Source organism: Streptomyces sp. NPDC003034 (genome assembly GCF_053591375.1).
The window spans coordinates 79,838-100,669 of record NZ_JBSFTS010000006.1 but is presented as its reverse complement, the minus strand read 5'-3'; the positions used below and the strand labels follow the sequence as shown (position 1 = coordinate 100,669).

General features: G+C 72.4%; 20 protein-coding genes. 11 read left to right on the top strand and 9 right to left on the bottom strand.

Features of this window, described 5'->3' with window-relative positions; all coding sequences use genetic code 11:
- The first annotated feature begins 3 nt into the window (after positions 1 to 3).
- Positions 4 to 1,074 (top strand): trypsin-like peptidase domain-containing protein, encoded by a 1,071-nt coding sequence (locus ACWDX7_RS09650; RefSeq protein ID WP_451490818.1) that lies wholly within the window; start codon positions 4 to 6, stop codon positions 1,072 to 1,074.
- Here ACWDX7_RS09650 and ACWDX7_RS09645 read toward each other — a convergent pair.
- Positions 1,028 to 1,426: a hypothetical protein gene (locus ACWDX7_RS09645; protein WP_451490819.1), complete on the bottom strand. Its 399-nt coding sequence runs from the start codon at positions 1,424 to 1,426 to the stop codon at positions 1,028 to 1,030. The genes ACWDX7_RS09650 and ACWDX7_RS09645 overlap by 47 nt on opposite strands.
- Before the next feature lie 159 nt (positions 1,427 to 1,585).
- Here ACWDX7_RS09645 and ACWDX7_RS09640 point away from each other — a divergent pair, with 159 nt between their 5' ends.
- On the top strand, positions 1,586 to 2,023 hold the full coding sequence (locus tag ACWDX7_RS09640) for a secondary thiamine-phosphate synthase enzyme YjbQ (RefSeq protein WP_451490820.1): 438 nt from the start codon (positions 1,586 to 1,588) through the stop codon (positions 2,021 to 2,023).
- Positions 2,024 to 2,196: 173 nt separating this feature from the next.
- Here the strand turns inward: ACWDX7_RS09640 and ACWDX7_RS09635 are convergent, their stop codons facing one another.
- Positions 2,197 to 2,619 carry a DUF350 domain-containing protein gene (locus tag ACWDX7_RS09635; RefSeq protein WP_451490821.1) on the bottom strand — a complete coding sequence of 141 codons (423 nt, stop codon included), beginning with the start codon at positions 2,617 to 2,619 and terminating at the stop codon, positions 2,197 to 2,199.
- Positions 2,620 to 2,934: 315 nt separating this feature from the next.
- Here ACWDX7_RS09635 and ACWDX7_RS09630 point away from each other — a divergent pair, with 315 nt between their 5' ends.
- From ACWDX7_RS09630 to ACWDX7_RS09620, 3 genes are all read left to right on the top strand, one after another.
- Complete coding sequence (locus tag ACWDX7_RS09630) at positions 2,935 to 4,860, top strand: ABC transporter ATP-binding protein (protein WP_451490822.1); 1,926 nt, start codon at positions 2,935 to 2,937, stop codon at positions 4,858 to 4,860.
- 114 nt (positions 4,861 to 4,974) lie between these two features.
- Positions 4,975 to 5,352: a VOC family protein gene (locus tag ACWDX7_RS09625; RefSeq protein ID WP_451490823.1), complete on the top strand. Its 378-nt coding sequence runs from the start codon at positions 4,975 to 4,977 to the stop codon at positions 5,350 to 5,352.
- Positions 5,353 to 5,470: 118 nt separating this feature from the next.
- Positions 5,471 to 5,776 carry a hypothetical protein gene (locus ACWDX7_RS09620; protein WP_451490824.1) on the top strand — a complete coding sequence of 102 codons (306 nt, stop codon included), beginning with the start codon at positions 5,471 to 5,473 and terminating at the stop codon, positions 5,774 to 5,776.
- A gap of 60 nt (positions 5,777 to 5,836) precedes the next feature.
- On the opposite strand, the gene ACWDX7_RS09615 is transcribed toward ACWDX7_RS09620, so the two are convergent.
- The gene (locus ACWDX7_RS09615; protein WP_451490825.1) at positions 5,837 to 6,547 is read right to left on the bottom strand and encodes a FadR/GntR family transcriptional regulator; all 711 of its coding nucleotides are present in this window, start codon (positions 6,545 to 6,547) and stop codon (positions 5,837 to 5,839) included.
- A 134-nt stretch (positions 6,548 to 6,681) separates the two neighbouring features.
- Here ACWDX7_RS09615 and ACWDX7_RS09610 point away from each other — a divergent pair, with 134 nt between their 5' ends.
- Together ACWDX7_RS09610 and ACWDX7_RS09605 are read left to right on the top strand one after the other, a co-directional pair.
- Entirely contained in the window at positions 6,682 to 7,203 is a 522-nt protein-coding gene (locus ACWDX7_RS09610) for a gluconokinase (RefSeq protein ID WP_451490826.1), read from the top strand.
- A 14-nt stretch (positions 7,204 to 7,217) separates the two neighbouring features.
- Positions 7,218 to 8,615, top strand: coding sequence for a GntT/GntP/DsdX family permease (locus ACWDX7_RS09605; RefSeq protein ID WP_451490827.1), 1,398 nt, complete (start codon positions 7,218 to 7,220; stop codon positions 8,613 to 8,615).
- Between the two features lie 63 nt (positions 8,616 to 8,678).
- Here ACWDX7_RS09605 and ACWDX7_RS09600 read toward each other — a convergent pair whose 3' ends face one another.
- Positions 8,679 to 9,623, bottom strand: a complete 945-nt coding sequence (locus ACWDX7_RS09600; RefSeq protein WP_451490828.1) for a hypothetical protein — start codon at positions 9,621 to 9,623, stop codon at positions 8,679 to 8,681.
- Positions 9,624 to 9,842: 219 nt separating this feature from the next.
- Between ACWDX7_RS09600 and ACWDX7_RS09595 the strand changes: the two genes are divergently transcribed.
- Entirely contained in the window at positions 9,843 to 10,964 is a 1,122-nt protein-coding gene (locus ACWDX7_RS09595; RefSeq protein WP_451490829.1) for an agmatine deiminase family protein, read from the top strand.
- A 71-nt stretch (positions 10,965 to 11,035) separates the two neighbouring features.
- Positions 11,036 to 12,697, top strand: a complete 1,662-nt coding sequence (locus ACWDX7_RS09590) for a GMC oxidoreductase (RefSeq protein WP_451490830.1) — start codon at positions 11,036 to 11,038, stop codon at positions 12,695 to 12,697.
- Between the two features lie 131 nt (positions 12,698 to 12,828).
- Here the strand turns inward: ACWDX7_RS09590 and ACWDX7_RS09585 are convergent, their stop codons facing one another.
- The 5 genes from ACWDX7_RS09585 to ACWDX7_RS09565 form a co-directional block, all read right to left on the bottom strand.
- Positions 12,829 to 13,308: a carboxymuconolactone decarboxylase family protein gene (locus tag ACWDX7_RS09585; RefSeq protein WP_451490831.1), complete on the bottom strand. Its 480-nt coding sequence runs from the start codon at positions 13,306 to 13,308 to the stop codon at positions 12,829 to 12,831.
- Positions 13,305 to 14,387 carry an NAD(P)H-dependent amine dehydrogenase family protein gene (locus ACWDX7_RS09580; RefSeq protein WP_451490832.1) on the bottom strand — a complete coding sequence of 361 codons (1,083 nt, stop codon included), beginning with the start codon at positions 14,385 to 14,387 and terminating at the stop codon, positions 13,305 to 13,307. The genes ACWDX7_RS09585 and ACWDX7_RS09580 overlap by 4 nt, the downstream gene beginning before the upstream one ends.
- Positions 14,388 to 14,465: 78 nt before the next feature.
- Positions 14,466 to 14,591 carry a DUF6126 family protein gene (locus ACWDX7_RS09575; RefSeq protein ID WP_451490833.1) on the bottom strand — a complete coding sequence of 42 codons (126 nt, stop codon included), beginning with the start codon at positions 14,589 to 14,591 and terminating at the stop codon, positions 14,466 to 14,468.
- Between the two features lie 18 nt (positions 14,592 to 14,609).
- Entirely contained in the window at positions 14,610 to 15,326 is a 717-nt protein-coding gene (locus ACWDX7_RS09570; protein ID WP_451490834.1) for a helix-turn-helix domain-containing protein, read from the bottom strand.
- A gap of 58 nt (positions 15,327 to 15,384) precedes the next feature.
- A complete protein-coding gene (locus ACWDX7_RS09565) occupies positions 15,385 to 16,920 on the bottom strand; it encodes an ATP-dependent DNA ligase (RefSeq protein ID WP_451490835.1) in 1,536 nt (511 codons plus the stop codon).
- 162 nt (positions 16,921 to 17,082) lie between these two features.
- Between ACWDX7_RS09565 and ACWDX7_RS09560 the strand changes: the two genes are divergently transcribed.
- Both ACWDX7_RS09560 and ACWDX7_RS09555 read left to right on the top strand, forming a co-directional pair.
- Entirely contained in the window at positions 17,083 to 19,914 is a 2,832-nt protein-coding gene (locus ACWDX7_RS09560; RefSeq protein WP_451490836.1) for an alpha/beta fold hydrolase, read from the top strand.
- Positions 19,911 to 20,795: an ABC transporter permease gene (locus tag ACWDX7_RS09555; protein ID WP_451490837.1), complete on the top strand. Its 885-nt coding sequence runs from the start codon at positions 19,911 to 19,913 to the stop codon at positions 20,793 to 20,795. The genes ACWDX7_RS09560 and ACWDX7_RS09555 overlap by 4 nt, the downstream gene beginning before the upstream one ends.
- Positions 20,796 to 20,832: the final 37 nt, after the last annotated feature.

Here is a 20,832-nt window from a genome sequence, read left to right as displayed (position 1 = left end):
CGCATGCGACGACGTACGTTGACTATGGCCGCGGCGGCGGCCGCGCTGCTGGTTTCCGGCGGGCAGCTGCCCGCCGCCGGGGCCGGGGGCGCGGCCCGGGCGGCCGTCGGCCGCTGGACCGCCCATGAGGCGGAGTCGTTCTGGACCGCCGAACGGATGGCCTCCGCCGTCCCGCTGCCAGCCTCCGCCCCCGCGCCCCCCGGGACGGCCCCGCACCCCGTGACGGCCGCCCCCTCACTGGCACCCGCACCCGCACCCGCACCCGCGTCCTCGGCGTCCAGGCCCGCGCCCTCGCCGTCCGGGCCCGTCCGGCTCCGGCCGGTCACCGCGCAGAGACCGACGCCCGCCCGCCCGGGCGTCGGCCAGAACTTCGACGGGGTCCCGGTGGTCGGCCGGATGTTCGTCATGAAGGGCGGCGGCGCGTACTTCTGCACGGCGAGCGTGGTCTCCTCACCCGGCCGCGACCTCGTCCTCAGCGCCGCGCACTGCCTGCTCGGAACGGACTCGCGCCAAGTGGCCTTCGTACCGAAGTACACGCGGGCCGATCCGCAGCCGTACGGCAAGTTCCCCGTCCTGCGCGACGCCCGGGGACGCTCGAAGGTGTGGATCGACCCGCGCTACCGGTCCCAGGGCCCGGACCGGGCGGCCGCGCTGGACGTGGCCTTCGCCCAGGTGGGGCCGGACGCCCAGGGCCGCCCGGTGGAGAAGGTGGTCGGCGGCAACCGCCTGGTCACGGGCTCCGGGTACGCACACGGGCGGGTCTCGCTCATCGGCTACCCGGCGTCCGCCGCGCGCCCGCGCCTGTGCGTCAACCGCACGACGAAGTTCACGAGCGCCGACGCACGGATTCCCGGATCGTTCCTGCGGATCCGCTGCACCGGCTATCCCGGCGGCACCAGCGGCGGACCGTTCCTGACCCGCTACGACCGGCGCAAGGGGACGGGTGACGTGGTCGGCGTCATCGGCGGCTGGAAGACCGGCGGCGACACTCCCGACGTCTCGTACAGCTCCTACTTCGGCTCGGCGGTCAGGAAGCTGTACGAGAAAGCGGTTGCCGCGGCGAAGGCGGGCTGAGCTCCCGGACCCTGACCCACCGGGTGCGGCGCGGGTTGCCGACCGTACGCGGGGTGGCCGGGACCCCGTCGGCGGTCAGCGGGTCGGCGGGCGCCAGCCCGAGCTGCCGGCGCAGGTCGGCGACGGCGGTGTGGACCGGCGCGAGGAGGACCTCCGCGCGCGGGTGGGTGTGGGCGAGGGCGTGGGCGGTGGTCTCGATCACCTCGGCCGCGTCCTCGGCCGCGCCGCGGCTCCATCCGCCGGGCGCGCCGGGCCCCCAAGGGGTGACGGCGTCGTAGAGGTGGCAAGCGGCATCGGCCGCGGCGTCGGCCAGTTCCCCGACGCCGGGCGCCGCGATGGTCGGCAGTTCCATGCCGGATCAACGAGCGGAACGCGCCGGAGGAACGAGCCCGGCCGCCCTGACCACCGCACCGGCCGACCGCGCGATCCCCGGTGTGCCCCGCGATTCCAGCTCGGCCGGCATCGGCCGAGGCTGCGCGCCCACGGGCCGCCCGTGCCCGAGGATGGGTCCATGGCTGACACATTCGTTTCACGGACGGTCGACGTGACGACCGGGGACAGGGAGACCGTCCACGACCTGACCGAGGTCTGTGCGGCGTTCCTCCAGGAGGTGGCCCAGGGGCGCGACGGACTGCTCAACGTCTTCACACCCCACGCGACGGCCGGCCTCGCCCTCATCGAGACCGGATCGGGCAGTGACGACGACCTGCTGGCCGCCCTGCGCTCCCTGTTGCCCGCCGACGACCGCTGGCAGCACCGGCACGGCTCGCCCGGCCACGGGCGCGACCACGTCCTGCCCGCCATCATCCCGCCCCACGCGACGCTGCCCGTGATCAACGGAGCCCTGGAACTCGGGACGTGGCAGTCGGTCACCCTCGTGGACACCAACCGGGACAACCCCCGGCGCCAAGTCCGCTTGTCCTTCCTGGGAGGCGCGCCCTGCGCCTGAGCGGGCCGCCCCGCGGAGGAGCCGTGGCGGCAGGCCGCGGCGGTGCGCCGCACCGCGGCGGGACTGCTGGCGGCGGGGTTCGCCGTGTTCGCGCTCGGCCTGGCGTAACGACGGGGCCGGGTACGCCGAGAGCGCCGCTCCCCGGGGAAGCGGCGCTCTCGGTCGTGCTCGCGTCAGGCGATCGAGGCCGCGACGATGGCGGCCACGGCGAGGTTGCAGGCGGCCGAGACCCAGACGGCCGGGTGGGGCTCCGGATCGACCACTATGGCGCCGAGCCTGCCGGGGGTGACCAGGTCGAGCACCAGGAAGGCGACGGCCATGAGGATCAGGCCGAGCAGGCCGAAGGCCGCGGTGGAGAGCAGCCCCTTGCCGAAGTCGTGGTACGTCGTCCAGATGGAGGTGAAGACGATGCCGCCGATGCCGAGCAGCGCCGAGCTGAGGAAGAGGGAGGCATTGCGGTTGCGTTCCTCCCAGATCTGCTTCGGGAGCTTCCCGGGCGTCAGCACGTCCACGAGGACGATGCCGAGGATCAGCAGCACCAGGCCGAGGGCGCCGAAGGCGCTGGTGCGGCCAAGTCCGTTGATGATGTCGCTCATTGAGAAGCCTGTCTCCGCTTGGTTGGGAAAGTACGTGCCGTGGGGAGGCCGAATCTATCGCACCGCCTCCTGGTGGACCATGGGGAGGCCGGGGAAGTGGCAGAGGTCAGGGCCGTGCGGACCGAGGAGGCGCCGGCCCGCACGGCCGGAGACGGATGGCTTTCGGATCTCCGCGCCTTCCGGACGATCCCACGGGGCACCGACAGGGGAGGGACCGTCAATGACGTTGCGGCGGACGAGAATTGCCGACGTCCGCGAGTGACGCTCCGCCGATCCCTTGACCTCAAGCAAGGTCGAGGTCTTAGCGTGCGGTTCATGGATATGGAAGTCACCGCCTGGACATCGCTGCACAGTACGATCACCGCCCAGCAGGACCGGCGGCCCCTCTCCCGGGCCAGCCTGCGCCGCATCGCCGCCTTCGCCCGCCCGCACCGTCGCGGGCTGACACTCTTCCTCCTGCTGAGCGTGGTGACCGCACTGCTCGCGGTGGCCACTCCGGTGCTCGCCAGCCAGGTCGTCGACACGATCGTCGACGGCCGGGAGGCAGGTACCGTCACCCGGCTCGCGCTCCTCATCGCACTGATCGCGGTCGCCGAGGCCGGTCTGGGCCTGCTGACCCGCCGGCTCTCCGCCACCCTCGGCGAGGGGCTGATCCTGCATCTGCGGACGGCCGTCTTCGACCACGTGCAGCGGATGCCGGTCGCCTTCTTCACCCGGACCCGGACCGGGGCGCTGGTCAGCCGGCTCAACAACGATGTGATCGGCGCTCAGCGAGCCTTCAGCAACACCCTCTCCGGGGTCGTCTCCAACACCGTGACGCTGTTGCTGACCCTCGTCGTGATGCTGAGCATCTCCTGGCAGATCACCCTGCTGGCGCTGGTCCTGCTGCCGGTGTTCGTGCTGCCGGCCCGGCGCATGGGAGCGCGGATGGCCGCGATGCAGCGCGAGGCCGCCACGCTGAACGCCGCGATGGGCACCCAGATGACCGAGCGCTTCTCGGCGCCGGGCGCGACCCTGGTCAAGCTCTTCGGACGGCCGTCGGAGGAGTCCGCGGAGTTCGCGGCCAGGGCGGCGAAGGTCCGGGACATCGGGATCCGTACGGCGATGGCCCAGTCGGCCTTCATCACCGCCCTCACCCTCGTCTCCGCCCTGGCGCTCGCCCTCGTCTACGGGCTCGGCGGGTACTACGCCCTGCGCGGCAGCCTGGACGCCGGTTCCGTCGTCGCCCTCGCCCTTCTCCTGACCCGGCTGTACGCACCGCTCACCGCGCTCGCCGGCGCCCGCGTCGAGGTGATGAGCGCCATGGTGAGCTTCGAGCGGGTCTTCGAGATCCTCGACCTGAAGCCGCTCATCGCCCAGAAGCCGGATGCCCGCCGGGTCCCGGAGGGTCCGGTGGCCGTCGAATTCGACCGGGTCTCCTTCGGCTACCCCTCCCCCGACAAGGTCTCGCTCGCCTCGCTGGAGGAGGTGGCCGGCCTTGACGCCCGGGGCGGCACGCAGGTGCTGCACGAGGTGTCCTTCCGTGCCGAACCGGGTCAGATGATCGCCCTGGTCGGCTCGTCCGGCGCCGGCAAGTCGACCATCGCCCAGTTGCTGCCCCGGCTGTACGACGCCGACGCGGGCGCGGTCCGGCTCGGCGGGGTGGACGTACGGGACCTCAGCGCCGACTCGATCCGCGAGACGCTCGGCATGGTCACCCAGGACGGGCACCTCTTCCACGAGTCGGTACGGGCGAACCTGCTGCTGGCCCGGCCGGAGGCGACCGAGGAGGAGATCTGGGAGGCCCTGCGGCGCTCGCGCCTGGACGGGCTCGTGGCTTCGCTGCCGGACGGCCTGGACACGGTCGTCGGCGAGCGAGGCTACCGGCTGTCGGGCGGTGAACGGCAGCGGCTGACCATCGCGCGGCTGCTGCTGGCCCGGCAGCGAGTGGTCATCCTCGACGAGGCCACCGCCCACCTGGACTCCACCTCCGAGGCGGCCGTCCAGGAAGCCCTGGCGGAGGCTCTGGCGGGCCGGACCGCGGTGGTGATCGCGCACCGGCTGTCGACCGTACAGGCTGCGGATCTGATCCTGGTGGTCGAGGAGGGCCGGATCGTGGAACGCGGCGGGCACGCCGAGCTGCTGGCGGCGGGCGGGCGGTACGAGGAGCTGTACCGCACCCAGTTCGCGGCGGCGGACGCGGCGGCGGCCGGTACCGCCGAGCCCGTTCCAGGGGGCGCGGCGGCCGGCTCCGGAGCATGATGGCGGCCGGGGCGCACGGCGGACGCAGTGCGCCCCGGCCTGCCCGTGCCCTGCGCATACCGCTGCTCCGGCCGCCGCCACACCCGCGCCGTTGGACGATCCGGGAGTTTCTCGATGGACATCAAACTGGAACTGGTCGCCGTGCCCGTCACCGACGTCGACCGGGCCAAGGCCTTCTACGAGCGCGTCGGTTTCGTCACCGACCACGACGTCACCGTGAGCGACGACATCCGCTTCGTCCAGCTGACCCCGCCGGGATCCGCCTGCTCGATCGCCATCGGCAAGGGACTCACCCGGATGACCCCGGGATCGCTGGACAACATGCAGGTCGTCGTCGGCGACATCGAGGAGGCGTACGCGGACCTCAGGGGCCGGGGCATCGAGGTGACCGAGGTCCAGGACATGCCCTGGGGGTCCTTCGTCTACTTCTCGGACCCGGACGGCAACGGCTGGGCGGTCCAGCAGACCAAGCCCCGCACGACGGCCGGCTGAGCCGCCACCGCCCCTCGCCGGACGGCTGGGCTGCTCGGCTCCCACCAGTACCCTTCGAGCAGTTGACCTTCACGCGCGGCCTGCGCGAGGCGGGGCCGCGCCCGGCGAGCGCCTGGTCGTGAACCGGGCCGCGCTGTTCGCCGCCCTCGACGCCTGCGGGGACACCCGGGCCGTCGCCTTGGAACTGGGTCCAAACCGCCTGCTCGTGGGAGACACCGCGCTGAGCGCCGTACGGGCGCAGGCCGAGCCGGTGCGGATCGACTTCGACCCGGCGGCGCTGGCCCCGGCCCTCGAAGCGAGCGTCGGCCCGGACGTCCTGCTGGGGGTTTCCGCCGTGGATCAGCTGGTGCTGGTGCGCTCCGCCGACCAGGGCAGCTTCACGACGCTGGTCATGCCGGTGGCCCTGCCCTGCTCGGCCGGCTGACGGGCTTTCGCGCGGACGGCTGAGGATCATCCGGTAGGCCGCCGGGCGGTCGACGCGCCCTCAGGGCGCGAGTACGTCGAGCTCCTCCAGGGCGCCCACCGCGATCTGCCGGGTCAGCGCCTCGGCGCGGGCCGCGTCTGCCTCCCGTACGGCCTCGGCCACTTGGACGTGGAGGGTGACGGCGGCCGGGTCGGGGTCGTGGAACATCACGGCGTGCTCGGTACGGCCGGTCAGGACCTCGGCGACGACATCACCGAGCCGGGCGAACATCTCGTTGCCGGAGGCGTTGAGCACGACGCGGTGGAAGGCGATGTCGTGGCGCAGGTAGCCCTCCAACTGGTGGCCGCGCGAGGTGCGGACCATGCCGAGGGCCGCCTCGGTGAGTTCGGCGCACTGCTCCGGGGTGGCGCGGGCCGCCGCGAGTCCGGCGGCGACCGGCTCGATCGCCGAGCGCAGCACGGTGAGGGAGCGCAGCTGGCGGGGGCGGTCGGGGCCGGCCAGGCGCCACCGGATGACGCGGGGGTCGTAGACGTTCCAGTCCTCGGTGGGACGCACCGTGACGCCGACCCGGCGGCGGGACTCCACCAGGCACATGGACTCCAGCACGCGGACGACTTCCCGCACCACGGTGCGGGAGGCTGCGAAGCGCTCGGCGATCTCGTCGGTGCGCAGGACGCTGCCGGGCGGATACTCCCCCGCCGTGATCGCCAGCCCGAGGGTGTCCAGTACGTGGGAGTGGAGCCCCGTGCCAGGACTGCCTTCGGTGGTCATGGGCGTAAGCGTACGGTGACGCCTTCACCGACAAAAGATGTGATTTTTCCGGCTGCACTCTTGAATAAGTACTACTTAATACGCTTGAGTGTGCCCACACGAATCGATGTCGACGAGGGCAAGCGAGGTACGGGGTGAGCACCCAGCGCGTCATGGTGGTGATGGGCGTGGCCGGCACGGGCAAGACGACCGTGGGCCGGCTGCTTGCGGAGGCCCTCGGCCTTCCGTACGCGGAGGGCGACGCCTTCCACCCGGCGGCCAACGTCGCCAAGATGTCCGCCGGCATCCCGCTGGACGACGCGGACCGGTGGCCGTGGCTGGACGCCGTCGGCGCATGGATCGGCAACCGCTCGCGGCTGGGCGGCGGAGTGATCGCGGCCTCCTCCCTCAAGCGCGCCTATCGCGACCGGCTCCGCGCCGCCGCACCCCGTACGGTCTTCGTCCACCTCACCGGTGAACGCCCGCTGATCGAGGAGCGCATGGCGGCACGTCAGGGCCATTTCATGCCCGCCACGCTGCTGGAGTCGCAGTTCGCCACCTTGGAGCCGCTCCAGACGGACGAGCTCGGCGTCGCCGTCGACGTGTTCGGCACCCCGGAAGAGATCACCGAACGGGCGCTGGACGCCCTGCGTCGGCTCCGCACACCCGAAAACTGAGGGAAACAGTCACTGTGACCAGTCTCAGCGTCGAGACACTGGCAGCGGCCGCCGCCGAACCGATCACATCGGCCGGCAACACCCAGCTGGGTATCGCCGTCGTCGCCGGTATCGCCGTCATCGTCCTGCTCATCACCCGGCTCAAGCTGCACGCCTTCCTCGCCCTGACGCTCGGCTCGATCACCCTCGGCACCTTCGCGGGCGCCCCACCGGCCAAGACCCTCGCCAGCTTCACCGCCGGCCTCGGCTCGACGGTCGCGGGAGTGGGCGTACTCATCGCGCTCGGCGCGATCCTCGGCAAGCTGCTGGCCGACTCGGGCGGCGCGGACGCGATCGTGGACACGATCCTCGCCCGCGCCAAGGGCCGGGCCATGCCGTGGGCGATGGTGCTGATCGCCTCCGTGATCGGTCTGCCGCTCTTCTTCGAAGTCGGCATCGTGCTGCTCATCCCGGTGGTGCTGCTGGTGGCCAAGCGGGGGAACTACTCCCTGATGCGGATCGGGATTCCGGCACTGGCCGGCCTGTCCGTGATGCACGGGCTGATCCCGCCGCACCCCGGCCCCCTCGTCGCCATCGACGCGCTCCACGCCGACCTCGGCGTCACCCTCGCGCTGGGTGTGCTCGTGGCCCTCCCGACGGTGATCATCGCGGGACCGCTGTTCGCCCGGTACGCCGCCCGCTGGGTGGACATCCGGCCGCCGGAGGAGATGGCGCCGCAGCGGCCCCCGGCGGAGCCGGAGCACCGCCCCCGGTTCGGCGCGACGGTCTTCACCGTGCTGCTGCCTGTGGTGTTGATGCTGCTGAAGGCGCTGGTCGACATCGTCGTCAACGACCCGGCCAACGCGGTGCAGCGCGTCACCGACGTAGCGGGCTCGCCGCTGGTCGCATTGCTCGCGGCCGTCCTGGTGGGCATGCTCACCCTCGGCAGGGCGGCCGGCTTCACCAAGGCACGGCTGTCGAGCACGGTGGAGAAGTCCCTGGGTCCGATCGCCGGCATCCTGCTGATCGTGGGCGCGGGCGGCGGCTTCAAGCAGACGCTGATCGACGCAGGCGTCGGCCGGATGATCCTGGACCTGTCGAAGGACTGGGCCGTACCGACCCTGCTGCTGGCCTGGCTGATCGCCGTGGCCATCCGCCTGGCGACGGGATCGGCGACGGTGGCGACGATTTCCGCTGCGGGTCTGTTGGCGCCGCTCGCCGCCGGCATGTCGACTACGGAGACGTCACTGCTGGTCCTGGCGATCGGGGCGGGCTCACTGTTCTTCAGCCACGTGAACGACGCCGGATTCTGGCTCGTCAAGGAGTACTTCGGCATGACCGTCGGCCAGACGCTCAAGACGTGGTCGGTCATGGAGACCGTCATCTCGGTGGTGGGCCTGGGCTTCGTCCTGCTGCTGTCACTCGTGCTGTGACCCGTGGCGCCCGGCTCCGGCCACAGGACTCCCCGGGCTGGTACCTCGGATACGCATCGGCATTCAACGCAGTGGGCTTGAGCTGAAGGCGGCCTCGCGGAAAGCGGTGCGGAGCGGCACGGCGGGGCCTGGCGTCGCGGAGCCCGGGAGGAGGACCGCCCAGCGGCGGTGGCGGGGCGATACCCATACGGCCGGAGCTCCGTCCTCCGGAGCGTGGTGAGCCCAGACGCCGTGGGGAGCCGGGTGCCAGAGGAGGCCGCGGGGCGGGGTGAGTTCGCCGGTGCGGATGCGGAGGGACTCGGCGGTCCAGGCGGGGCTGATGCCCACCGACCGGCCCGGTCGCGCCGGAGCCGAGAGGTGGCACGCAAAGCGGACGAGGTCCGCGAGGGGCGCGCGGAGGATGCCGTCGGCGAACCGAGTGCGGGTCATGCCGAGAGGCCGCCAGATCCGGGCGGCGGCGAATGCGGCGAGGGGACTGCCGGTGAGGTGCTCGGCGAGCCGGGTGAGCGTGGCCGTACCCGTCGCGTGCGTCAGCAGGTGGTGAGCGGTGGCGCCGGCCGGGAGGTCGCCGGCCGCCGGTTCCCCGTAGGCCGCGAGGGGCGTGTGCAGCTGGAGCGCGCCCTCTTCCACGAGGTGACCGATGACGGGCCAGACCGCCAGGACGTCGGCGAGCCCGCTCACGTCCAGCCCCTCCGCGCCGGGGATTGCGTTGAGCCCTCCGGTCCCGTCCGCCACGCCGGTCCCATCTGCCCCGCCGGTCCCATCTGCCCCGCCGGTCCCATCTGCCCCGCCGGTCCCGTCTGCCCTGCCGGTCCCGCTGACCACCTCGGTTCCCCTGACCTCGGGCACGGCCCCCTCCGAGCCCGCGTCGACTCCGTCGGGTCCGCCCACGGCCCACACGGCCTCCGGGGCGGCGGTCTCCAGAAGGGCCCGGATCCGGTCGCCCGGCCAGGCCCCGCCTACGCGCACCTGGCCGGCCGGGTCTGACAGGTCGCTCTGGGAGGTCATGGTTCCCCAAGCTAACGGGGCCGGGCGTGCTCTCCCGTACACCTCGCGGAAGCCCCTTCCCGGCCACCCGAATGCCCGGCCGGAGCCGTGGGCGGCGGCGCTTCGCACTCCTTGAAGCATCTTGACTGAAAATTCAGTCAGTGTCACAGTTGCCAGAAGTTTCCAGAAGTTGCCACGAGACGGCACAAGATCCTCATCCACCCCAGCCTGGAGCCCCACATGAACCGCAGCCGCAGAACCGTGCTGCGCTCGGCAGGCGCCGGCGCCGCCGGTCTGGCCCTCGGGACCCTCGGGGTGGCCCCGGCCGGGGCCACCGCCGCCCCCCGCATGAGGGTGCCGGCCGACGACGTGCAGCATGAGCGGACCTGGATGGCCTGGCCGTCCAGCCGTGCGCTCTGGGGACCCGCCCTGGCCGGGGTCCAGGAGGACATCGCCCTCGTCGCCCGTACGGTCGCCCGCTACGAGCCCGTGGTGATGTGCGCCGCGGACCGGCGCGCCGCCGCCACCGCGCGGGCCCGCTGCGGTTCGAACGTCACCGTCATTTCCTCCGTCCCCGTAGACGACCTCTGGATGCGGGACACGGGCGCCGTCTTCCGCCGGGACGGGGCGGGGCGGGCGGACGCGATCGGCCTCAACTTCAACGGCTGGGGCGGCAAGCAGACCCACCACAAGGACGCCGAAGTGGCCCGGCAGCTCGCCGCCCACGCATCGATGCCGTTCATCGCCGCCGGATTCGTCGGCGAGGGCGGCGCGGTGCAGACCGACGGCGACGGCACCCTCCTCGCCACCGAGAGCAGCCTGGTCAACGAGAACCGCAATCCGGGCCTGAGCCGGGTGCAGGTCGAGGCACGCGTGCTCGCCGCCTACGGCGCGGACAAAATGCTCTGGGTCCCCGGAATCAGGGGTGAGGACATCACCGACGACCACATCGACGTCACCTCCCGGTTCGTCCGGCCGGGAGTGGTGATGGTGCAGGTGCCCCCCGCCGACCGCACCGACATCTGGGCGCGGGACGCCCGTGAACAGCTCGCCGTCCTCTCCGCCGCCACCGACGCGAAGGGCCGCCGCCTGCGGGTCATCAAGGTCGACGGCCCCCGGACCCCCCGCCGCACGGACCCCGGCTTCGTCGACTCGTACCTGAACTTCCACCTCGTCAACGGCGCGGTGATCACGTCGCAGTTCGGGGACCGGGCCGCGGACGCGGGAGCTCGGCAGGCCCTGGCCGCCGCCTTCCCCGGCCGCACGGTGGTCCAGCTCGACGTGGACCGCCTGATGGGCGGCGGCGGGGGCATCCACTGCTCAACGATGCAGCAGTCGGCCGCGCCTCGCCAAGTTACCTAGAGGTATGTAGTGACTTTTCAGCCACCCGGCAGTAGAACTCGTTCCCATTCAGCAAGAGTGAGGAACATCACATGAACGAAAGCGCCGTTCCCCACAACGGCAGTCGCGACCCCAACGGGTTTTCACGCCGTGGATTCATCACTAGAACGAGTTCTATCCTCGGGGCCGCCGCTCTCGCCGGCCACGTCAGCGCCGCCCGGGCGGCGCATGCCGCCGGAACCGCTGCTCCCGTCACGATCAAGAGCGGGGCGAGCGTCCCCGTCCTGGTGATCGGTACCGGGTACGGGGGTTCCGTCGCCGCCCTGCGCCTGGCGCAGGGCGGGGTCGACGTGCACATGGTCGAAATGGGCATGGCCTGGGACACCCCGGGCAGTGACGGCAAGATCTTCGCCCACACCACCGCACCGGATTACCGGTCCTACTGGCTGCGCACCAGGACCAAGGCGCCCCTCAGCAACTTCCTCGGCTTCCCGATCGACAAGGACGTGCCCAAGTACACCGGCATCCTCGACGCCGAGGAGATGGGCGGCATCCTCGTCTACCAGGGCCGGGGCGTGGGCGGCGGCTCGCTCGTCAACGGGGGCATGGCCGTGACCCCCAAGAGGCGGAACTTCAGCAGTATCCTGCCGTCGGTGGACGCCGAGGAGATGTACGGCACCTACTACCCGCGGGCCAACGCCGGGCTCGGGGTCAGCCTCATCGACCCGGCCTGGTTCGACACCGTCGACTGCTACCAGTACGCCCGCGTCGGCCGCAAGCACGCCCAGCGCTCGGGCTTCCCCTTCGTCTTCGTCCCCGACGTGTACGACTGGGACTACATGAAGAAGGAGGCCGCCGGCACCGTCCCCAAGTCGGCGGTGGGCGGAGAGATCCTCTACGGCAACAACTACGGCAAGAAGTCGCTCCAGCAGACCTATCTCGCGGCCGCCAGGGCCACGGGCAAGGTCACCATCTCGCCCCTGCACCGGGTGACTTCGGTAGCCCCGGGGTCCGGCGGAGGCTTCACCGTCACCATCGAGCAGCTGAACACGAGCGGCGACGTCACGGCCACCAAGACCGTCACCTCCGGCCGGGTGTTCTTCGCGGCCGGCAGCATCGGCACCAGCAAACTGCTCGTCAAGCTGAAGGCCACCGGCGTCCTCCCCCGCCTGAACGGCCGGGTCGGCACGGGCTGGGGAGACAACGGCAACGTCATGTGCGGCCGCGCCAACCACATGTGGGACGCGACCGGCAAGGTCCAGTCCGCCATCCCCTGCGGAGGCATCGACAACTGGGACGCGGGCGGCGCCTTCGCCGAGGTCGCACCGCTGCCGACGGGGATCGAGACCTACGCCTCCTTCTACCTGTCCATCACCAAGAACCCGCACCGCGCCCAGTTCTCCTGGAACGCGGCGGCCGGCAAGGTGGAACTGGACTGGCAGACGGCGTGGAAGCAGCCCTCGATCGACATGGCGAAGACCATCTTCGACCGGATCAACTCGAAGGAGGGGACGATCTACCGGACGGACCTCTTCGGCACCCACAAGATCTGGGGCGACCACCTCACCTACCACCCGCTCGGCGGCGCGGTCCTGAACGAGGCCACGGACAACTACGGGCGCCTGCACGGCTACCCGGGTCTGTACGTGATCGACGGCGCGCTCATCCCCGGCAACACCAGCGTCAACCCGTTCGTCACCATCACGGCGCTCGCCGAACGCAACATCGAGAAGATCATCGCCACCGACTTGTAGCCCTGCGCGCGTGCGCTCAGGAGCCGGGGCCGATCGGAGACCCCGAGCGGCCCCGGCCCATACCGGTACCGGACCCGTCCCAGCACCGAACCCATGCCGGTACCGGGACCCGTCACGGCCCCGGCGGCATGTCAGTGCCCCGGCAGTACGCAGACGCTGTCGAGACCCAGCACGTGGTTGAGGCGGCCGAAGGCCAGCCAGGACCCGAGGCTCATCGTCAGCTCCACGATCTCCAGCTGGCTGTAGTGCGCGGTCATCCGGTCCCAGAATGCCTCGTCCAGGCCGTGGTGATCGAGGGTGTAGCGCTCGGCGTATTCCGCCGCCAGCCGAGTCCGGTCGTCGAAGGCGTCGGTGGTGCGCCAGTCGGTGACGGCGTCGGAAAATCCTTCCTCGACCTTCTCGCCCTCCCGTTCGGTGCGCCAGTCGAGGCAGAAGACGCATCCGTTGATCTGCGCCACCCGCAGCCGGGCGGCTTCGAACTCGCGCAGACCCAGCGTCGTGTGGGCGTACACCGACAGGGAGAAGTTCGCGGCGGCCGTCCCGATGCCGGGCACCATGTCGCCCCAGACGTATTCGATCGGGTGCCGGCCTTCGGGGATGTCGATTCTCATCGCTGTTTCCTTCCGAGTCTGCCGATGGCGGGGCGCAGCGGGACGTCGAGGGCGTCGTACAGTCCGGGCTCCGCCTCGATGAGCCAGTCGATAGCGCTCACGAGGCGGCCGACGGCGGTGGCGTTGCCTCCGGCGGAGCGGTTCTCCCCCTCGTCGGTCGCTTCGACGGTGACCTCGATGCGGGGGCGGCCTTCGATGACGACCCGGTGGGCGCCGTCACCGCCGCCGGGAGGCAGCGGCCAGTCCGGCGCGCAGGAGGGGTGGATGCGGGTGACGTGTTCGATGACGATGCGGGGTTCGCCCTCGACGATGCCCTGTACTTCGAACCGGATCGCGCCCTGGGTGCCGGCCTCGAACGCCCCCATGGATCGGGTGGTCACGGTGGTGTCGAGCGCGCGCCGCTGCGATGTCTCGCGGATCCCGTCGAGTTCGGCCCCGAGGGCGCGGGCCATCATCCGTATCTGCCCGCCCCACACCATGGTGGGGACCGACGGCATGAGCATCATCGGCTGGTAGTCCATGGGCCGGCCCATGCCGACGAGGTCGCGGACGGAGTCCGGTTGCTCGTAGGTGGAGTAGTCGAAGATCTCCTGGCAGCGGATGGCGTCGATGCTGGTGCCCAATCCGCTGAGCAGGAGCGGGAGTACGTCGTTGCCCCAGCCCGGGTCGACGCCGGAGGCGAAGAGCGAGCCGCCGCCTTCGGCGATGGCGGCCAGCACCGGATCCCGGAATTCCGGCGGGGCGCCGCGGTGGTCGTAGAGCGGGTACAGCGCGGGGCTCACGACCACCGCCCCGCACCGGATCGCCCGGGTGATGTCGGCGAGGGCTTCGTCGGGGCGCAGGTCCCCGGAGGCCGCGTACACGACGGCCTGGGGGCGGGCGGCCAGTACGGCTTCGCTGTCGTCGGTGGCCGCGACGCCCAAGGGGCATGCCAGCCCGGCGAGTTCACCCGCGTCGCGGCCCACCTTGGCCGGGTCGTGCACGATGACGGCGACGAGCCTGAGCGCTGGATGGGCCTCGACGGCACGGATGGCCGAACGGCCGACATTGCCGGTACCCCAGACAACCGTGGAAATCATGCGCGGAGGGTAGCGACAGGACCTGCAGGTTTCCAGAGCGGCGAGCGCCCGACCCGGGAGCGGGGACGGGGCGCCTCGTCACTGGTTCGCGGCGCCCAGGACGAAGAGGAGGTAGACGAAGAAGGCGAAGAGGTGGCCGACGAACAGGTAGGCGATCAGCCTGATGACCAGACCGCGCGGAAACCTGGACTCGATGCGCGACATGGGGGGACTCCTCGGGTCTCAGTGGGACGTGGTGGCGCCGCCGCCGAGGCACAGCCCGGCGAGGCTGCTCTGCAGCAAGGTGTGGACGAACAGCAGGTCGGCGCCGCCGGAGTCGGCCGCTGCGATCCGGTGCGGGGTGAGCGAGTCGAAATGGGCGCTGTCGCCCGGCTCCAGCAGGTACTCCGTCTCCCCCAGGTGCAGCCGCAGCCGCCCGCCGAGGACGTACAGCCATTCCTCGCCGGGATGTACGCGGACCAGCTCCCCCTGGCCGCGGCCCCGCGCGCCCCTGCCGCCGGCGGCCGGGAGCGGGACGTGCACGCGCAGCGCCTGCATGCCCCGGCCGGAGCCGCCGGCCTGCCAGTACGTCCACCCGTCGGCCTCGCGGGCGCCGGGGCCGCCGGCCCGTACGATCGGATCGGCGACGGCCGCGGTTTCGCCGAGCAGCTCGGAGACGGTCGTACCGTAGGTGCGGGCGAGCCCGAGCAGGAGCGGCAGCGAGGGCTGGCGGCGGCCGGTCTCCAGGCGGGAGAGATGGGCGGGCGACAGCCGGGCCCGCGCGGCGGCGGCTTCGAGGGTGAGTCCGGCGCGGCGGCGCAGTTCGCGCAGTTGAGGCGCCACGGCGGGCAACGCGTCGAGGCCGTCTTCGGCGGCCGCGCCTTCGGTGGCTGCGTCGTCGGCGGCCGCATCCGCGTGGGCGGCAGTCGCGGACCGGGCGGGGTCGGGACCGGATGTCATACGCCCATTGAGCCCTCCGTTTACCTAGTGGGCAAATCAGCTTGCCTCTGAGGCAAACTCATCCGGTGCTGCCCTCCCCCAGCACCGTCTCCACGGTGTCGGCCTCCGCGGCGCTCTTGTCCGGACGGTGGCGCAGCACGCGTGCGAAGCGCAGGGCGACGCCGGCCGGGTAGCGCGGGGAGCGCTGCAGGCCGTCGTAGGCGATCTCCACCACCAGCTCGGGTCGTACGTGCACGGTGAAGCCGTCGTCCGAGACCGCCAGCCGGCGCAGCCGGTCCGTCTGCCAGCGCAGCATGACGTCGGTGAGCCCCTTGAACGTCTTGCCCAGCATCGCGTACGTGCCGTCGGCGGTGCGCGCGCCCAGGTGCAGGTTCGACAGCAGTCCGGTGCGCCGCCCGTGGCCCCATTCGGCGGCGAGCACCACCAGGTCCAGGGTGTGGACCGGCTTTACCTTGAGCCAGTATTTGCCGCGTCGGCCGGCCGCGTAGGCCGAGTCGAGGGACTTGACCATCACCCCCTCGTGGCCGCGCAGCAGCGTCTGCGCCCAGAACTCCTCGGCCTCGGCCACCTGCGTCCCCGGATCGTCGACGACGAGCCTGCGGACCCGGGCGCTGGGGGGTACGAGGCCGGCGAGGGTCTGGTAGCGCTCGCGGACCGTGGCGTCGAGCAGGACGTCGTGCCCGGCGGCCAGTACGTCGAAGAAGTACGGGAGCACCGGCAGCGTCCGCCGGGCCGCCTCGACGTCCACCCGGGAGCCCACCCGGCTCGCTACCTCCTGGAACGGCACCGGACGCCCGTCCGCCGTCTGGCCGATGACCTCGCCGTCGAGGATGAACCGCTCCCCGGGCAGCGACCGGGCCAGCTCGGCCACTTCCGGCAGCCGGTCGGTGATCTCGTCCAGGGAGCGCGTGTACACCCGTACGGCGTCCCCCTCACGGTGGACCTGGACCCGGATCCCGTCGAGTTTCTCCTCCACCACGCAGGGCCCGAGTGCGGCGAGGGCCTCCGTCACGGACTTCGCGGTGTTCGCCAGCATGGGCTGTACGGGCTGCCCGACGCGGAGGGTGAAGCCGCCGAGTGCCTCCGCTCCCCCGGCGAGCACGGCCACCGCGACCCTGGGCAGCGAGCCGTCGAGCATCACGGCGCGGCGCAGGTCCGCGGCCGGTACCCCGGCGGCAGCGGCCACACCTTCCAGGGCCACCGCGTCGAGCGCGCCCTGGCGCACTTCGCCCGACAGCAGGCTGCGCAGGAACGCCTGCTCCGGCTCGGTGGCCGCGCCCAGCAGGGCGTCGAGGATCCGGTACCGCTCGGCCTGCGCCCCCGTACCCGCGACGGCGGCGAGTTCGCTCACCGCCGCGTCGACGGCGCGCAGGGTGAGGGAGGGGGCCGATGCCGGGGTGACGGCTCGGCCGAGGGCCCGCCAGCCGATGCCCGGGCGGCCCTGGGGAAGGCTCCCGGCCAGGTAGGAGATGACCAGGCCGGCCTCCTCGGGGGGCGCGGCGGCGAACAACTCCGCGAGCAGGGCTGTCTTCCGGGACCGGGCGGAGGTTTCGGCGACCTCCCGGGACACGCGTGCGACGTCGGCCAGCAGCATGCGGCCATCCTCCCGCCCGTCGGCGTAGCCCGCAGGTCGGACCGGGGACGGCGGTGTACAGCAGGCGCGGTACACGGGGCGGCCCGCGTAGTCCCTGAGGAGGTCGGGACTTCCCCCTCCGGGCGCTCGGGGGACGGGCGTCCGTGCGTTTAGGGTTTCCGTATGAAGCCACGACTGACCGGGCTGAAGCCACGACTGCTCCGGCGACGCCGAGGCCGCCTCCTCGCGGGGGTCGCCGCGCTCGCCGTCGTCGCGGGAGCCGGTACGTGGACGGCCACCGCCGCCTCCGGCGACGCGCCCGCCGTACACCGCGAGGACCACGTACTGAGCATGCCCGGTGCCGGGATCGACACCTCGTACTTCACCGCGGGCGGCGGGGACGGCGCGGGAAACGGCTCCGGGGACGGCGCGGACGGAAAACGTCCCGCAGTGCTCCTCGGGCACGGTTTCGGCGGCAGCAAGGAGGATCTGCGCAAGCAGGCGGAAGCGCTGGCCCGCGAGGGGTACGCCGTACTGACCTGGTCGGCGCGCGGCTTCGGCCGCTCCGGCGGCCGGATCGGGCTCAACGACCCCGAACACGAGGTCAAGGACGTCTCCCGGCTCATCGACTGGCTCGCGACCCGCCCCGAGGTGCGGCTCGACGCGGACGGCGATCCGCGGGTCGGCGTGTCGGGGGCCTCCTACGGAGGCGCCGTGTCGCTGCTGGCGGCCGGATACGACCGGCGGGTGGACGCGATCGCTCCGCAGATCACCTACTGGAACCTCGCGGACTCCCTCTTCCCGAGCGGCGTCTTCAAGAAGCTGTGGGCCGGCATCTTCTTCACGACCGGCTCGTCCGGCGGGATGGCACCGCAAGGCCCGGCACGGGGGACGGCTCCGGGGACCGCACCCCAGGGCCCCGACACTCAAGGTCCCGACGCCCAAGGCCCCGACGCCCAGGGCCCCGATGCGGCGGCCGCCCCGGGCTGCGGGCGGTTCCAGCCCGAGCTGTGCGCCATGTACGAGCGGGTCGCCGTGGCCGGGAAACCCGACCCCGAGGCCCGCGACCTGCTGGAGCAGCGCAGCCCGTCCGCCGTCGCGGCCTCCATCAAGGTGCCGACCCTCATCATCCAGGGCCAGGACGACTCCCTCTTCCCGCTGGACCAGGCCGATGCCATGGCGCAGGCCATCGCGGCGAACGGTGCTCCCGTCTCCGTCGACTGGGCGGCCGGCGGTCACGACGGCGGTATGCGCGAGGCCGGCCGTGCCGAGGCCCGGGTGGCCGCCTGGTTCGACCGCTACCTCAAGGGGGACGCGGGCGCCGACCCGGGACCGGCCTTCCGGGTCTCGCGCTCCGGCGGCATCGACTCCACCGACGGGGAGGTGAAACTGCGCGGCGCGAGCGGCGAGCGCTACCCCGGTCTCACCTCCGGCCCGCGGGACTTCGCGCTGAGCGGACGCGAGCAGACCTTCGCCAATCCGGCGGGCGGCGCGCCCCCCGCCCTGTCCTCCCTGCCCGGGATCGGCGGCCAGCTCGCCGCCTTCGGAGCCGGGCTCTCGCTGGACTTCCCCGGCCAGCACGCCGGCTTCCAGTCGGAGCCGCTGGCGGAGGACGTACGGATCACCGGGACCCCGACCGTCACCCTGAAGGTGAGGTCGACAGCCGCGGACGGTTCCGCCGTACTGTTCGGCAAGGTGTACGACGTCGGGCCGGACGGCCGGCAGCAGGTGCTGCCGAGCCAGCTGGTCGCCCCGGTGCGGGTGGAGAACGCGCGGCAGGGCGTGAGCGTCGCCCTGAGGCTGCCGGCGATCGACCACTCCGTCGAAGCCGGCCACCGGCTGCGGCTGGTGGTCGCCGCGACGGACCTGGCCTACGCGACCCCGGCCGCGCCGGCCGCCTACACGGTGTCGGTGGAGGGCCCGCTGGCCGTCCCCGTCGCCGCCGGGGTGCGCACGGCCGCGGCCACGCTGCCCGCCTGGACCTGGGGGCTGCCGCTGGGCGCGGCGGCGCTGGCCGCGGCGCTGCTCGGGATCCGCAGGACCGGCCGCGGGGCCGCGGGGGCACCGGCCGGGGTACCGCAGCCGGAGGCCGCGCTGGCCGACGTACCGCTGGAAATCACCGGACTGACGAAGCGGTACGCGAAGGCGCAGGACCGCTACGCGGTGCGGGACCTTTCCTTCCGGGTGGAGAAGGGGCAGGTGCTGGGGCTGCTCGGGCCCAACGGGGCCGGGAAGACCACCACGCTGCGGATGCTGATGGGGCTGATCTCTCCGGACGCCGGAGAGATCCGGGTGTTCGGCCACGCGGTGCGGGCCGGAGCTCCGGTGCTGTCACGGGTCGGGGCGTTCGTGGAGGGCGCGGGCTTCCTGCCGCACCTGACGGGCCGGGCCAACCTGGAGCTGTACTGGCAGGCGACGGGGCGCCCGGCCGAGGACTCGCACATGGCAGAGGCCCTGGAGATCGCCGGGCTGGGCGACGCGCTGGAGCGCGCGGTGCGCACGTACTCGCAGGGCATGCGCCAGCGGCTCGCGATCGCGCAGGCCATGCTCGGAATGCCGGACCTGCTGATCCTCGACGAGCCGACGAACGGCCTGGACCCGCCGCAGATCCGGGAGATGCGCGACGTGATGATCCGCTACGCGGCGGGCGGGCGGACGGTCATCGTCTCCAGCCACCTGCTGTCGGAGGTGGAGCAGACCTGTACGCACCTGGTGGTCATGGACCGCGGGCAGCGGGTGGCGGCGGGCGAGGTCGCCGAGATCACCGGCGGCGGGGACACCCTGCTGGTGACGGTGGCGGGCCCCGTGGACGGGGTCAGCGTCGAGAAGGTGGCGGCGCTGGAAGGAGTGGGTTCCGTGGTGGCCGCCGAGGACGGGCTGCTCGTACGGCTCGAAGGCGCGACGCCCGCCGGGCTGGTCGCCGAACTCGTACGGCTGGAGGTGCCGGTGACGGGAGTCGGGCCGCACCGACGGCTGGAGGACGCCTTCCTCACCCTGATCGGAGGTTCGGCATGAGCACGAGCACGAGCACGAGGACGGTGCGGGAGGTGGCCCCCGGCTACCGGGCGGGCCGTACGCTGCCGCTGCGCGTGGAAGCGCTGCGGCAGTGGCGCCGACGGCGGACGCTGGTGATGGGCGGGGTACTCGCCGCGCTGCCCTTCATCATGATCATCGCGTTCGCGGTGGGCGGCGGGCCGGATGAGGGTCCGGGCGGCGGGAACGGCCGGATCACCCTGATCGACACGGCCACGGCCTCGGGCGGGAATTTCGCCGCCACCTGTCTGTTCGTCTCGGCCGGGTTCCTGCTGGTGGTGCCGGTGGCGCTGTTCTGCGGGGACACGGTCGCCTCGGAGGCGAGCTGGTCCTCGCTGCGCTACCTGCTGGCCTCGCCGGTACCGAGGGCGCGGCTGCTGTGGAGCAAGCTGGTGGTGGCGCTGGCCTTCAGCTTGGCGGCGATGGTGCTGCTGGCGGTGGTGGCGCTGGCCGCGGGCACCGCGGCGTACGGCTGGGGACCGCTGAAGCTGCCCACGGGCGGGGCCCTCGCGACCGCGGACACCGTGCCGCGGCTGGCCCTGGCGGTGGCCTTCATCTTCTTGTCGCAGCTGGTCACGGCCGGCCTGGCGTTCTGGCTGTCCACGCGTACGGACGCACCGCTGGGAGCGGTGGGCGGGGCGGTGGGGCTGACGATCGTCGGCAACGTCCTGGACGCGGTGACGGCGCTCGGCTCGTGGCGGGAGTTCCTGCCGGCGCACTGGCAGTTCGCCTGGGCGGACGCGTTGCAGCCGCAGTTGGAGTGGGGCGGGATGATCAAGGGGACGGCCGTGTCGGTGTCGTACGCGCTGGTGCTGTTCGCTCTGGCGTTCCGGGGCTTCTCCCGCAAGGACATCGTGTCCTGAGCGGGAGGGCCGCCCGGCGCGGGCGGGGTGGCGGGGG